Below are 13,396 nucleotides of genomic sequence, written 5' to 3'. Positions count from 1 at the left end.
GAATGAGCGATCGATGAAGGAACACGCGACCGCAGTCGAGGCGGTGCGGCGAACGAACCTCGGCGAGGTGCTGCGGCTGGTCCACCACGAAGGTCCGCGTTCCCGGTCTCTGATCACCTCCGAGACAGGCCTCAACCGGTCGACGGTCGCCGACCTCGTCACCGCGCTCGTCGAGCGCGGCCTCGTCGTGGAGCAGGTGCCCGATCCCACGAAGCGGGTGGGACGTCCGAGCCCCGTGGCCGCGGCCAACACGGACGTCGTCGCGATCGGCGTCAACCCGGAGGTCGATGCGATCGAGATCGGCGCGGTCAGCCTCGGGGGAGGACTGCGGGCACGCACCCGCATCGAGCTCACCGCGGTGCCGAGCGCGGCGGATGCCGTCGCCGCAGTCGCCGGAACCGTGCGGCGGTGGCAGGAGGACGAGCTCTCCGGCTGCCGCATCATTGGGCTCGGCGTCGCGGTCCCAGGTCTCGTGCGCGCATTCGATGGACTCGTGCGGCTCGCACCGCACCTCGACTGGCGCGACGAGGACGTCGCGACACCGCTCGCCGAGGCGCTCGGGATGCCGGTCGCCGTGGGCAACGATGCGTCTCTGGGTGCCCGCGCCGAGCACCTGTTCGGCGCGGCCCGCGAGCACGCGGATGTGGTCTACCTCAATGGCGGCGCGAGCGGCATCGGTGGCGGTCTGATCCTCGATGGCATGCTGATCCGTGGCGCCGGCGGTTATGCGGGGGAATGGGGTCAGACCCGGCCCGGCATCGCGAACGAGTCGCATCGGCGCACGCATGACGGGGTGCTCGAGGAAGAGGTGAGTCGCGCACGGCTCCTGGCGGCCGCCCAGCTCGTCGGCGGAGACGACGCTGCGCTGGCAGCCGCGCTTGCGTCCGACCCCGGTCCGACCGCGGACGAGGAGGTCGTCCGGCAGCGACGGGTGCTCGCCGCGACGGTCGCCAACGCGGTGAACGCGCTGAATCCCTCGATGATCGTGCTCGGCGGTTTCCTGGCCATCCTGCGCGATCGTGATCCGGAGTCTTTCGACGCCGACGTGCGCGGACGTTCGCTCGCGGTCGCCGCCGAAGGTCTGCAGATCACGTCGGCCGCGCTCGCCCAGGATCGCCTGCTCATCGGCGCGGCCGAGGCGGCGTTCGCCGCGCTGCTCGCCGACCCGCTGGGAGTGGCTGCTCAGTAGCCGGCGCGCTGAGTCGTGTCGGCGTCGGGGATCCACTCCGCGGCGAGCTTCTCGGTCGCCCGCGCGAGGATCGACACGTCGGCCGCGACCAGCGCGAACGATGCGCCGGCGTCGGTGTACCGACGTGCGGTCGCCGGGGTGAAGGCGTTCACGCCCACGGGCTTTCCGGCGGCGCGTACCTCGGCGATGGTGTGCTCGACGGCCGCGACGACGTCGGGATGCTCCTGCTGGCCGAGCAGCCCCATGGATGCGGCGAGGTCACTCGGTCCGATGAAGACGGCATCCACCCCGTCGACCTCGGCGATCGCGCGGGCATTCTGCACGGCGGCATCCGTCTCGATCTGCACGCTCAGCGAGGTGATCTCGTGGGCACGCTGCAGGTAGTCCTCGATGCGGTTGAACTGCCCGGCGCGCGCGAGCGCGCTGCCGACGCCTCGGATGCCGCGCGGCGGGTAGCGGGTCGCGGCGACGGCGGCTGCGGCATCCGCGGCGCTGTCGACCATCGGCACCAGCAGGTTCTGCGCGCCGACGTCGAGCACCTGCTTGATGAGAGTCGCATCTGCGGACGGGACCCTGACGACGGGCGTGATCGGGTACGGGGCGACCGCCTGCAGAAGCGCGAGGATGGACTCGAGGCCGATCGGGCTGTGCTCGGCGTCGATGAGCGTCCAGTCGAGGCCGGAACCGGCGACGATCTCGGCGGCGATCGGGCTGCCGGAGCAGATCCAGGCCCCGATGAGGGGACGATCGGCGGCGGCGAGCCGCTCACGGAAGGACGGCGCGGGCTCTATACGAAACGGCATGTGATGGTTCCCATCTCCCGGTAGTCGCAGCGCACCTCGTCGCCCTTGTGCACCCACATGGGGCGGGTGAAGGAACCGGCGAGGATGATCTCGTCCGCCTCCAGCCGTGCACCGTGCTGGTGGAACTTGTTCGCGAGCCACGCGACCCCGGTCGCCGGGTGCCCGAGAACGCCGGCGGCGACGCCGGTCTCCTCGATCTCGCCGTTGCGAGAGAGCACACCGGGCACCCAGCGCAGGTCGATCTCGTCGGGGCGCAGGCGCACGTCGCCGAGCACCATGGCGCCGTACGCGGCGTTGTCGCTGATCGTGTCGACGATCGTGCGGCCCTCGAGCTCGATGTGCGAGTTCAGCACCTCGAGCGCCGGCACCGCGTAGTCGATCGCGGCGAGAGCGTCGTCGAGCGTGCAGTCCGGACCCTCCAGCGGCTCCTTGAGCACGAAGGCGAGTTCGACCTCGATGCGCACGTTCGAGAAGTCGTCGAAGCGGATCTCCGAGCCCGACGGGTACACGGTGTCGTCGAACATGACCCCGTAGTCGGGCTCGGTGATCCCGGTCGCCTGCTGCATCGCCTTGGAGGTCAGACCGATCTTGCGACCGACCAGCGTGCGGCCGGCGGCGAGGTTCTTGTCCCGCCAGATGCCCTGAATGGCATAGGAGTCCTCGATCGTGGCATCCGGGTAGCGCGCCGTGATCCGCGGGACGACGCCGTGCGTGCGGTCGGCCTCGGCGAGTTCGTCGGCGATCTGCTCGATCACCTCGGCGGGCAGTGTCACAGCTGGTGCCCCAGCTTGTACTCGCCCTGCTTGTACTCCGGCATGGATTCCTCGCCCTCGTCCCTGCGAGTGTACGAGAATCCGTCGGCGCCGATCGTGACGGCCATCTCGCTGTCGTCGGTGCGCGCGACGACGGCCTGCGGGTTGCCGTCGAGGTCGAGCACGAGCGACGCCTCGGTGTACCAGGAAGGCACGACGGGGTTGCCCCACCAGTCGCGGCGCTGGTTGTCGTGCACGTCCCAGGTGACAACGGGGTTGTCAGGGTCGCCGGTGTAGTAGTCCTGCGTGTACACCTCGACGCGGTGACCATCCGGGTCGCGCAGGTACAGGTAGAACGCGTTCGAGACGCCGTGACGGCCGGGGCCGCGCTCGATCGCGTCCGAGCGGCGGAGCGCCCCGAGCTTGTCGCAGATCGCGAGGATGTTGTGCTTCTCGTGGGTCGCGAAGCACACGTGATGCATGCGGGGGCCGTCGCCGCCGGTCATCGCCGTGTCGTGCACGGTGGGCTTGCGGCGCATCCAGGCGGCGTAGACGGTGCCCTCCTCGTCCTGGATGTCCTCGGTGACGCGGAAGCCGAGGTCCTGCATGTACTTCACGGCGCGCGGCACGTCGGGCGTGACCTGGTTGAAGTGATCGAGGCGGACGAGTTCCCCGGGGGTGTGCAGGTCGTAGCGCCACGACATCCGCTCGACGTGGTCGGCCTGGTAGAAGAATTCGTACGGGAATCCGAGCGGATCGACCACGCGCACCGAATCGCCGATGCCCTTGACGAAGCCGTTCTCGTTGCGACGGACGTCGCTGCCGAGCTCGGTGTAGAACTCGACCGCGCGGTCGAGATCCTCGGGCGTGCGCACGCGGTACGAGAACGCGGCAACGGCGGCGACCGGACCCTTGCGGAGCACGAGGTTGTGGTGGATGAACTCCTCGGTCGAGCGCAGGTAGATCGCCTCGTCGTCCTCTTCCGTGACGTACAGGCCGAGGATGTCGACGTAGAACTGGCGGGATGCCGCAAGATCGGTGACCACGAGCTCCATGTAGGCGCAGCGGAGGATGTCCGGAGGCGAGGCCTGCGGGGTCGCGACAGGGTTGCCCGTCTCGATCGGTGCCTCCTGGCTCACGTAGTAGCCGGAGGAGGTGAGCGTCATGTCTTTGCGATTGGTCATGTCAGCGTCCTTGCTTAGTGGTTCGGGTCGCGAATCTTGCCGCTTACAGCGGCTCAGAACGGCACATTCTGCGACCTGGAGATCGGGTTACTGCTTTCCGAAGACGGGGTTGTGGACCTCGCCGAGGTTGATGTGCACGGCCTGCTGGTCGGTGTAGAAGTCGATCGAGCGGTAACCGCCCTCGTGTCCGAGACCGGACGCCTTCACGCCGCCGAACGGGGTGCGCAGGTCTCGCACGTTGTTCGAGTTCAGCCACACCATGCCGGCCTCGACGTTTCCTGCGAAGTTGTGCGCGCGCTTGAGGTCATTGGTCCAGATGTACGCCGCGAGGCCGTAGCGGGTGTTGTTCGCCAGTTCCAGGGCCTCCTCGTCGCTGTCGAACGGGGTGATCGCGACGACGGGGCCGAAGATCTCCTCCTGGAAGATCCGGGCATCGGGGGAGACGTCGGCGAAGACGGTCGGGGCGACGTAGTTGCCGGTCTCGAAGCCGTCGGGGCGGCCGCCGCCGGCGACCAGACGCGCCTCGGACTTGCCGATCTCGACGTAGCTCATGACCTTCTCGTAGTGCTCCGGGTGCACGAGAGCGCCGACCTCGGTGGTGGGGTCGTGCGGGTAGCCGACCTTCACGCGCTTCGCCTGAGCGGCGTACTTCTCGACGAACTCGTCGTAGATGCTGCGCTCGACGAGGATGCGGGAGCCGGCCGTGCAGCGCTCGCCGTTGAGGGAGAACACGCCGAAGATCGTGGCGTTGATCGCGGCCTCGAGGTCCGCGTCGGCGAAGACGACCGCCGGAGACTTGCCGCCGAGCTCCATCGACAGGCCCTTGAGGTAAGGGGCCGCGTTGCCGAAGATGATCTGCCCGGTGCGGCTCTCGCCGGTGAACGAGATCAGCGGCACGTCGGGGTGCTTCACGAGCGCGTCACCGGCGTCTTCGCCGAGACCGTTGACGAGGTTGAAGACGCCCTTCGGGAGGCCGGCCTCCTCGAAGATCCCGGCCCACAGGGATGCCGAGAGCGGCGTGAACTCGGCGGGCTTGAGCACCACCGTGTTGCCGGTCGCGAGCGCCGGGCCGAGCTTCCACGACTCGAGCATGAACGGCGTGTTCCAGGGCGTGATGAGACCCGCGACGCCGATGGGCTTGCGATTGACATAGTTGATCTGGCGGCCGGGCACCTTGAACGTGTCATCGGCCTGCGCGACGATCAGGTCGGCGAAGAATCGGAAGTTCTCGGCTGCGCGCCGCGCCTGGCCGAGCGCCTGGGTGATCGGCAGGCCGGAGTCGTACGACTCGAGCTCGGCGAGGCGTGCGTCGCGGGACTCGACTAGGTCGGCGATGCGGTGCAGTACGCGTGACCGCTCGCGGGGGAGCATCTTCGGCCACGGGCCTTCGTCGAACGCGCGCTTGGCCGCGGCGACGGCGAGATCGATGTCGGCCTTCTTGCCGGCAGCGGCCGTGGTGTAGTTCTCGTTGGTCACCGGGTCGAGCACGTCGAACGTGCCGCCGTCGACCGAGTCGACGAAGGCGCCGTCGATGTAGTGCTGGATGTGATCGGGCAGATTTGCGGGGATGCGGTTGTCAGTCATGATTCCTCCGGTCTCAGTGGACGTGGGTGCCGACGGCGTCGTCGGGGCGTGCTTTGGTGAGGTAGGCGTCGAGCGTCGCCGAATGGTGCTCGCGCGCGACGCGCTCGATCTCGTCGATCGGGGCGCTGTTCTCTATCAGGGCGACGATCTGCTCGTGCTCCCTGACTGACTCGTGCGCGCGGCCGGGGACGAAGCTGAACGTCGAGTCGCGCAGCCGGTTCAGGCGCTGCATCTCGACGGTGACGAGCTCCTGCAGGCGCGGATTGGGGCACGGGGCGATGAGGGCCGCGTGGAACTCCTGGTTGAGCTGAGTGAACGCCGGCGGGTTGAAGTGGTCGAGCGTCTCGATCATCTTCGCGTTGATCGCTCGGGCGAGCTTCAGATCGTCGGCGGTGAGGTGGCGGGCGGACAGCGCGGTGGCGCTGCCCTCCAGGATGCTGAGGGCCTCCATGCTGTGCCGGTACTGGGTGTCATCCACCATCGACACGCGCGCGCCGACGTTGTGCTCGAACTGCACGAGCCCCTCGGCCTCGAGCTGCCGGATCGCCTCGCGCACCGGCACCACGCTCATGTCGAGTTCGCCGGCGATGCTGCCGAGCACGAGCCGGTAGCCGGGCGTATAGGTCTGAGCGGCGATGCGCTCCTTGACCCAGAGATACGCCTGCTGAGACTTGCTGAGGGCCTTCGTCATGCGCGGCTCGCCTCGTACTTCGCGCGCCATTCCGCGTTCATCGGGAACAGACCATCCACCGGATGGCCCGCCTCCACCTGCGAGGCGATCCACGCGTCCTCCTCCTCCTGGGCGAGCGTCGCGTCCACGACCTCTCCGACGAGCGAGGGCGGGATCACGATCACGCCGTCTCCGTCGCCGACGATGATGTCGCCGGGCTGCACGGCGGCGCCACCGCAGCCGATCGTGACGTCGACCTCCCACGGCACGTGCTTGCGCCCGAGCACCGAGGGGTGCGCCCCTTGCGAGAACACCGGCAGGCCGATGCGCACGACCTCGTCGAAGTCGCGCACTCCGCCGTCGCTGACGACTCCGACGGCGCCGCGGGCCTTCGCGCGCAGCGCGAGGATGTCGCCGAGAGTGCCGGTCGTGGCGTCCCCCCGCGCCTCGATCACGATGACCTCGCCGTCGCCGACCGCGTCGAAGAGACGTTTCTGGGCGTTGAACCCGCCGCCGTGGCTCTTGAAGAGGTCCTCGCGGGCGGGGACGAAGCGCAGCGTGCGCGCGGTGCCGACGATCTTCGTGCCGGGGATGTTCGCTGCGACGCCGTCGATGAAGCAGGAGTGGTGACCGCGCTTGCGCAACTGGGCGGAGAGGCCCGCCGTGGGCGCCTGCTCGAGCTTGGCGCGGAGCTCGGGGGAGAGGCCGCTGGTCGCGGGCTCGAGCCCTGCCGCTTCAGCCGACCCCCAGGCCTCGGTGCGCTGCGTGTCGTCGACCGTCGGCATCGAGCCGAGGGCCTTGTCGAAGGGCACGTCGCCCTGCGTCACCGTGGTGACGAGACGGCCGCTGGTCGGCGTGCCCGGTGCGTTCGGGGCATCCACCTCGACCTCGACGACGTCGCCCGGCACGATGACGGAGGATCCGGCAGGCGTTCCGGTGAGGATGACGTCTCCGGTCTCGAGAGTGAAGTGCTGCGAGAGATCGGCGACGAACTGCGCGAGCGGGAAGATGAGGCCCGAGGAGTTGTCGTCCTGACGCAGCTCGCCGTTGACCCAGGTGCGCACGCGGATGTCGTGCGGGTCGACCGAGCGTGCGTCGACGAGGTTGGGACCGAGCGGGGTGTAGCCGTCGCCGCCTTTGGATCGGACGTTCGATCCCTTGTCGTTCGCGCGCAGGTCGTAGAGGCCGAGGTCGTTGGCTGCGGTGACGGACGCGACGTGCGACCACGCGTCCTCGAGGCTGACGTTGCGGGCGGGCTCGCCGATGACGAGAGCGATCTCGCCCTCGAAGGCGAGGAGCTCTGTGCCCGCGGGGCGCTCGACGGTGCCGCCGGATGCCGCGACGGAGCTGGCGACTTTGAAGAAGTAGGAGGGGTGTGCCGGGCGCCGACCGCGCTGGTCGGCGCGGGACGCGTAGCTGAGGTGGATCGCGATGATCTTGCCGGGCCGAGCGATCGGGTCGGTCACAGTGGGCGCCTCCTTGCGTCGAGAGCATCGCTCTTGTGCGATGTATTTGAAATCGTATATCATCCTGACAACGGGTGGCAAGCATCGTTTGAACACGAGAACCGGCACCCGGACAACGACGTCATACAAGGAGCTTCAATGACTGATCAGCCCGGCTTCACGCCGACCGGCACCATCGCCAGCGCCGCCGACCGGCGCCGAGTGGTGTTCGCCACAGTCGTCGGAACCACCGTCGAGTGGTACGACTTCTTCATCTACGCCACGGCCGTCGGGCTCGTGTTCGGAGAACTGTTCTTCAAGCCGCTCGGCGCCGACAGCATCCTCATCGGGTTCGCCACCGTCGGCATCAGCTTCCTGTTCCGCCCACTCGGTGCGTTCCTCGCCGGCCACTTCGGCGACCGACTCGGGCGCAAGCGGGTACTGATGTGGACACTGATCCTGATGGGGGCCGCGACCGCGCTCATCGGTGTTCTGCCGACCTACGAGAGCATCGGCATGACCGCGCCGATCCTGCTCGTGCTGCTGCGCATCCTGCAGGGGCTCTCGGCCGGAGGCGAGTGGGGCGGCGCGGTGCTGATGGCCGTCGAGCACGCACCCAGGTCGAAGCGCGGTGCATTCGGCGCGTCGCCGCAGATCGGCGTTCCGCTGGGACTGCTGCTGGCGTCCGGCGTCATGGCCATCATGACCGCGATCGCACCCGGCGAGCAGTTCCTCGCATGGGGCTGGCGTGTGCCGTTCCTGCTCAGCGTCGTGCTGATCCTGGTCGGCTACTACGTGCGGCGCAATGTCGAGGAGAGCCCGGTCTTCGCGGAGCTCGCCGAGCGCAAGGAGAAGGCGAAGATGCCGATCGTGCAACTGTTCCGCAAGCACCTGCTGCTCGTGATCATCGCCGCACTGGTGTTCGCCGGCAACAACGCTGTCGGCTACATGACCACTGGCGGTTACATCCAGAACTACTCCACCGACCCGGGGGGCCCGCTGGGTCTCGATCGCGGTCCGGTGCTGTGGGCTGTGACGGGTTCCGCCGTGACCTGGTTGCTGTCGACGCTCATCGCGGGCTTCGTGTCCGACCGGCTCGGCCGCCGCACGACCTACATCATCGGCTGGATTCTGCAGCTCGGCGGTGTGTTCGCGCTGTTCCCGCTTGTGAACACCGGCAATGTCGGCCTGCTCTTCGCCGGTCTCGCCATCCTCACGATCGGTCTCGGTTTCACATACGGGCCGCAGGCGGCGCTGTACACGGAGCTCTTCCCGGCCAGCATCCGGTTCTCGGGCGTCTCGATCTCGTACGCGATCGGTGCGATCGCCGGTGGTGCATTCGCCCCGACCATCGCCACGGCGCTGGTGAAGGCGACCGGGACGACGATGTCGGTGACCTGGTACCTCGCGGGCATGACCGTGATCGGCCTCATCGCGACGCTCCTGCTCCGCGACCGCAGCGGCATCCCCCTGGGCCCGGACCACGAGGAAGAGCAGTCGATCAGCCCGATCCGCGGTCTCGCGCGGGCGTGAATCACCGGTCGGGGGCGGATGCCACGGCATCCGCCCCCGACTGAACGAACACCCCCGGGAAACGAAGAAGGAGTTCCGATGCAGTTCCATCACCACGGCTACGTCTCGCAGGATCCGCGCATCGTCGCGGCGGCGGGCACCGGCATCGATCGCCCGGCCGATCTGCCCGACGAGATGGATGTGCTCATCGTGGGCTCCGGTCCCGCAGGCATGCTGCTGGCCGCGCAGATGTCTCAGTTCCCGAGCATCACCACACGGATCATCGAGCGTCGGGACGGGCGTCTCGTGCTCGGCCAGGCCGACGGCATCCAGCCGCGCAGCGTCGAGACGTTCCAGGCTTTCGGGTTCGCCGAGCGCATCACGGCCGAGGCGTACAACATCGCCTACATGAACTTCTGGGGCCCCGATCCCGGGAACCCCGAGAACATCGTCCGCACCACGCGCACCGAGGACTACGGACTGAAGATCAGCGAGTTCCCGCACCTGATCGTGAACCAGGCTCGCGTGCTGGACTACTTCGCCGAGGCCGCGGCCGACGGCCCCGGCCGCATCGTGCCCGACTACGGCGTGGAGTTCTTGGGGCTCACCACCCACCCCGAGCGTGAGTACCCCGTCGAGGTGCGGGTCCGCTACACGGCGGGGGAGCGCGAGGGCGAGGAGCGCACGATCCACGCCAAGTACGTCGTCGGCTGCGACGGCGCGCGCAGCGGTGTGCGCGAGGCGATCGGGCGCCAGCACGTCGGGGCCTTCTCGGCGCACGCGTGGGGCGTCATGGACATCATGGTGAACACCGACTTCCCCGACTGGCGCACCAAGTGCGCGATCAACGCGAAGGCGGGGAACATCCTGCACATCCCGCGCGAGGGCGGGTACCTCAGCCGGGTGTACGTCGATCTGGGGGAAGTCGCGGCGGACGACAACCACCGGGTGCGGCAGACGCCGATCGAGAAGGTCATCGAGAAGGCCAACGAGATCCTGCATCCACACACGCTCGATGTGAAGGAGATCGCCTGGCACAGCGTGTACGAGGTCGGCCACCGGGTCACCGACGGGTTCGATGACGTCTCGGGCTCCTCGGAGCGCACCCCGCGCGTGTTCCTGACCGGAGACGCGTGCCACACGCACAGCGCGAAGGCCGGCCAGGGCATGAACGTGTCGATGCAGGACGGATTCAACCTCGGCTGGAAGCTCGGTGCCGTACTGACCGGGCGCAGCCCGGAATCGCTGCTGGCCACGTACTCCGCCGAACGGCAGCCGGTCGCGCAGCAGCTCATCGACTTCGACCGGGAATGGTCTTCGCTCATGGCCCGGAAGCCCGAGGAGATCTCCGACCCGCAGGAGCTGTCGAACTACTACCTCGCCACGGCCGAGTTCCCGTCCGGATTCATGACGCAATACACGGCGTCGGCGATCACGGGTGGTTCGGAGCACCAGGCGCTTGCGGTCGGCTTCCCGATCGGGCGGCGCTTCAAGTCGGCCGAGGTCGTGCGCGTCTGCGATGGCAACGTCGCGCACCTCGGTCATCACGCGAAGGCGGATGGTCGCTGGCGTGTGTACGCGTTCGCGGACGCGGGTGGTGCGCGCCTGCGCGAGTGGGCGGCCGCTGTCGCGCCGCTGATCGCCCGCGTGACATCCGCGGATGCCGACGTGGATGCCGTCATCGATGCGAAGGTCATCTACCAGGAGGCGTTCGAGGAACTCGACGTGCTGTCGGCGCCCTCGCTCTTCGCCCCGCGCACCGGCCCGCTCGGTCTCACGGACTGGGAGAAGGTCTATTCGGCGACGCCGAACGCGTGGTGCAGCACCGACATCTTCGCCGAGCGCGAGCTCTCGCGCGACGGCGTGGTCGTGGTCGTGCGACCGGACCAGTACGTCGCCGCGATTCTGCCGCTGGATGCTGTCGGGGAGCTCGATGCGTTCCTGCAGGGGGTGTTCCTCCCCGCCTGATCGCGGGGTGATTGGCGACGTCACGACGATTCTTCTCAACGTGCAGACCGCTTTCCGTCAGGACCGCATGGGGCTGCAGGAGAAGAGGGAGTGGTAGGGCCTCGCGTCGCGGGTGCTCGGCAACATCCCAGTCGCCAATGCGGGGCGCGTGGCCGAAGCGCTCGCCGCTCTCAAAGCCGCCGTACCCGCAGTTCAGAGATGAACCCGACCAACTTCGACACGGACGACTGGCGCGCCACCGTCGGCGAATAGAGTTCCGGCACGGGTTTTCGGCGGATGATGTCATGGCGTGTCGTGCCGGGGTGATCTTGCGAGGGTCCGGGTGCTGGAAGAAACGGAATTTGTGGATGGCAGCTGGCGTCAATGTGGCGCTTGTCTCACGCACCAGTTGCACAGCGTCTTCTCGATCGTCAACTCGTCAACCACCGAATGTTGTCACCTCCTTGGGGGAAGGTGCGCTCTATCCGCTCCTTGCCATCGTCGCTTGTGCCAAGCTTCCAGTTGTGCGCAATGTAGCCAAGATCACGGCGATCCTGGTCGCCGTTACCATCGCCGGTGCGGCGTTCTCCGGGTGCACTGCCTCGGCGATGCCCGAGACAGAAGAAACACCCGTGAGTGTCGTTCCGAGCGCGGAAGCGACGACCGAAACGACGGCACCGACGGCGACGGCCACCCCCTCCGTGAGCGAAGAGCAGATCGAGTACGAGAACGAGATTGCGTCCTGGCCAGAGGCGTTGCCACAGGGGTACACGTGGCCGAGCTGGGACGAACTGCCTCACGTCGGCAGCGAGCAGTTGGCTCAGGCTGACAACGCAAGTGGTGTCTATCGCTGCATCCTGCTCGACGCGGCGTGGCACGCGTACTTCGAGGACGACGATGCCGAGGCCTCGCGTGACTATGCAGTCCGCGCCGACTCGTATGCAATCCCGGAAAACCCGTCCCTGATCACTGTCACTGAGAACGGCGCGATCATCGACGCTGAACTCGCCGCCGCGAACGGTATCTGCCGCGGCATATCGGGAGAACTGAGCTAGCACCGGACACTCGTCCTCCTGACGAAAGAGCGCGCCGACGATCCCCACGCTGCTCCGAGCCGCAACCAGAGCTCATCGCTTTCCATAGCGCCACGGGCATGAGCACCACGCCGCCGAGTATGCACGCGATCGTCGCCAAGACTCGGACCCACGCGCGAGACCGTTTCCGGCAGTCGCTGGCGCTAAATGCATCGCACCCGATTCAGTCCGGAGTAGCCGCGCAGCCGCGTGCCCGGTGCTGGCCGTGCATCGTTCCGTGTTTCGGTCCGGCTCATGACGATGATCGTAGGGCTTGTCGGGTCGGAGAAGCCGCGCAGATTCAGAGGCGTCCGACGAAACGGGGCGCAGTTCCGTCACTGATCCAGCTCCAGTACTTCGTTCAGCACGCGACGAGCGAAGGCTGATTGGCCGGGTGCTGTGTTCGTCAGCATTATGAGGCTCTTCCAAAGCGCCCATCCCGCGCCGCGCGCCCACGTTGCATCGTCGAGTTCGAGGGTGGATCGGAAAGCGCGCTGGGCTGGTCCTCGGAACTGGGTCCAGTAGATGACGGTGTCACAGGAAGGGTCGCCGACGGCGGAGCATCCGAAGTCGATGATGGCCGAAAGCGACCCCTGGTGGTCAACGAGCAAGTTGTTGATCGCGACGTCGCCGTGCAGCCACACGGGCGCTTCATCATCGGACGTCGACGTTGCGATGCGCCAGAGTGCGGCGGCACGGTCTCGTTCCCGTGCGTCGAGCAAAGGGAATCGACTGCGCACCTGGTCGTCCCATTGAGTGACAGGCGCACCGCGATAGGCGCTGTGCAGCCCCGGCGCCGGGCCATCCGTGGCGTCCGCTCGGCGCAACGACGCCAGGAAGACTGCGAGGTCGATGGCTGCATGGACGTCACCGCTCAGGCGGGCAGGGTCTGGCCGACGGCCCTCGATCCACTTGTATATCGACCACGGTGCCGGAAGAAGTTCGCTCGGTCGCCCGCAACCGACGACGCTCGGGATCGGCTGCGGCACCTGAGGCGCTAGCTTCGGCAACCACTCCTGCTCCTTTCTGACCTGCGGGATGTAGTCGACACCTGCTGGAACACGAACGATCAGAGCTTCCCCCATGCGAAACACACGGTGATCGTTTCCTCCTTCAGCGACTGCACGTACAGGCAGAGATGACCACTGCGGGAACTGCTCTCGCACGAGATTCTGGACCAACGTCTCGTTGATCGCGACGCGGCTGGGAAAGGGCGCACTCATCCGCATCGAGTGGT

11 protein-coding genes are annotated in these 13,396 nt (G+C 67.6%); 4 read left to right on the top strand and 7 right to left on the bottom strand.

Translation table 11 applies throughout. The features are described from left to right. Positions 1 to 13 precede the first annotated feature (13 nt). On the top strand, positions 14 to 1,189 hold the full coding sequence (locus IM776_RS11390) for an ROK family transcriptional regulator (protein WP_194420178.1): 1,176 nt from the start codon (positions 14 to 16) through the stop codon (positions 1,187 to 1,189). Here the strand turns inward: IM776_RS11390 and IM776_RS11385 are convergent. From IM776_RS11385 to IM776_RS11360, 6 genes are all read right to left on the bottom strand, one after another. Then, positions 1,183 to 1,992, bottom strand: a complete 810-nt coding sequence (locus tag IM776_RS11385; protein WP_194420176.1) for an HpcH/HpaI aldolase family protein — start codon at positions 1,990 to 1,992, stop codon at positions 1,183 to 1,185. The two genes, IM776_RS11390 and IM776_RS11385, sit on opposite strands and share 7 nt — an antisense overlap. Next, positions 1,977 to 2,759: a 2-keto-4-pentenoate hydratase gene (locus IM776_RS11380; RefSeq protein WP_228479985.1), complete on the bottom strand. Its 783-nt coding sequence runs from the start codon at positions 2,757 to 2,759 to the stop codon at positions 1,977 to 1,979. Before IM776_RS11380 ends, IM776_RS11385 begins: the two co-directional genes overlap by 16 nt. Positions 2,760 to 2,761: 2 nt before the next feature. Further along, on the bottom strand, positions 2,762 to 3,928 hold the full coding sequence (gene hpaD / locus IM776_RS11375; RefSeq protein ID WP_194420168.1) for a 3,4-dihydroxyphenylacetate 2,3-dioxygenase: 1,167 nt from the start codon (positions 3,926 to 3,928) through the stop codon (positions 2,762 to 2,764). An 87-nt stretch (positions 3,929 to 4,015) separates the two neighbouring features. Then, positions 4,016 to 5,512, bottom strand: a complete 1,497-nt coding sequence (gene hpaE / locus IM776_RS11370) for a 5-carboxymethyl-2-hydroxymuconate semialdehyde dehydrogenase (protein WP_194420165.1) — start codon at positions 5,510 to 5,512, stop codon at positions 4,016 to 4,018. Between the two features lie 13 nt (positions 5,513 to 5,525). Further along, positions 5,526 to 6,203 (bottom strand): GntR family transcriptional regulator, encoded by a 678-nt coding sequence (locus IM776_RS11365; protein ID WP_228479736.1) that lies wholly within the window; start codon positions 6,201 to 6,203, stop codon positions 5,526 to 5,528. Then, complete coding sequence (locus IM776_RS11360) at positions 6,200 to 7,648, bottom strand: fumarylacetoacetate hydrolase family protein (protein ID WP_228479735.1); 1,449 nt, start codon at positions 7,646 to 7,648, stop codon at positions 6,200 to 6,202. Before IM776_RS11360 ends, IM776_RS11365 begins: the two co-directional genes overlap by 4 nt. 138 nt (positions 7,649 to 7,786) lie before the next feature. Here IM776_RS11360 and IM776_RS11355 point away from each other — a divergent pair, with 138 nt between their 5' ends. From IM776_RS11355 to IM776_RS11345, 3 genes are all read left to right on the top strand, one after another. Continuing rightward, positions 7,787 to 9,160 carry an MFS transporter gene (locus tag IM776_RS11355; RefSeq protein WP_194420160.1) on the top strand — a complete coding sequence of 458 codons (1,374 nt, stop codon included), beginning with the start codon at positions 7,787 to 7,789 and terminating at the stop codon, positions 9,158 to 9,160. A gap of 78 nt (positions 9,161 to 9,238) precedes the next feature. Beyond that, entirely contained in the window at positions 9,239 to 11,107 is a 1,869-nt protein-coding gene (locus IM776_RS11350; protein ID WP_194420159.1) for an FAD-dependent monooxygenase, read from the top strand. 347 nt (positions 11,108 to 11,454) lie between these two features. Then, positions 11,455 to 12,141 carry a hypothetical protein gene (locus IM776_RS11345; protein ID WP_194420157.1) on the top strand — a complete coding sequence of 229 codons (687 nt, stop codon included), beginning with the start codon at positions 11,455 to 11,457 and terminating at the stop codon, positions 12,139 to 12,141. Between the two features lie 353 nt (positions 12,142 to 12,494). Here IM776_RS11345 and IM776_RS11340 read toward each other — a convergent pair whose 3' ends face one another. Beyond that, a complete protein-coding gene (locus IM776_RS11340; RefSeq protein WP_194420154.1) occupies positions 12,495 to 13,382 on the bottom strand; it encodes an aminoglycoside phosphotransferase family protein in 888 nt (295 codons plus the stop codon). Between the last annotated feature and the right edge of the window lie 14 nt (positions 13,383 to 13,396).

The sequence above is a fragment of the Microbacterium abyssi genome (assembly GCF_015277895.1).
Lineage (GTDB): Bacteria > Actinomycetota > Actinomycetes > Actinomycetales > Microbacteriaceae > Microbacterium > Microbacterium abyssi.
The sequence above is the reverse complement of the archived record's forward strand: the minus strand, read 5'-3'. Positions and strand labels throughout refer to the sequence as shown.

Coding starts and splice junctions, on each gene's coding strand:
- IM776_RS11390 (WP_194420178.1), top strand. CDS start 14: ATGAAGGAACACGCGACCGCAGTCGAGGCGGTGCGGCGAACGAACCTC.
- IM776_RS11385 (WP_194420176.1), bottom strand. CDS start 1,992: ATGCCGTTTCGTATAGAGCCCGCGCCGTCCTTCCGTGAGCGGCTCGCC.
- hpaD (WP_194420168.1), bottom strand. CDS start 3,928: ATGACCAATCGCAAAGACATGACGCTCACCTCCTCCGGCTACTACGTG.
- hpaE (WP_194420165.1), bottom strand. CDS start 5,512: ATGACTGACAACCGCATCCCCGCAAATCTGCCCGATCACATCCAGCAC.
- IM776_RS11365 (WP_228479736.1), bottom strand. CDS start 6,203: ATGACGAAGGCCCTCAGCAAGTCTCAGCAGGCGTATCTCTGGGTCAAG.
- IM776_RS11355 (WP_194420160.1), top strand. CDS start 7,787: ATGACTGATCAGCCCGGCTTCACGCCGACCGGCACCATCGCCAGCGCC.
- IM776_RS11350 (WP_194420159.1), top strand. CDS start 9,239: ATGCAGTTCCATCACCACGGCTACGTCTCGCAGGATCCGCGCATCGTC.
- IM776_RS11345 (WP_194420157.1), top strand. CDS start 11,455: ATGGCAGCTGGCGTCAATGTGGCGCTTGTCTCACGCACCAGTTGCACA.
- IM776_RS11340 (WP_194420154.1), bottom strand. CDS start 13,382: ATGAGTGCGCCCTTTCCCAGCCGCGTCGCGATCAACGAGACGTTGGTC.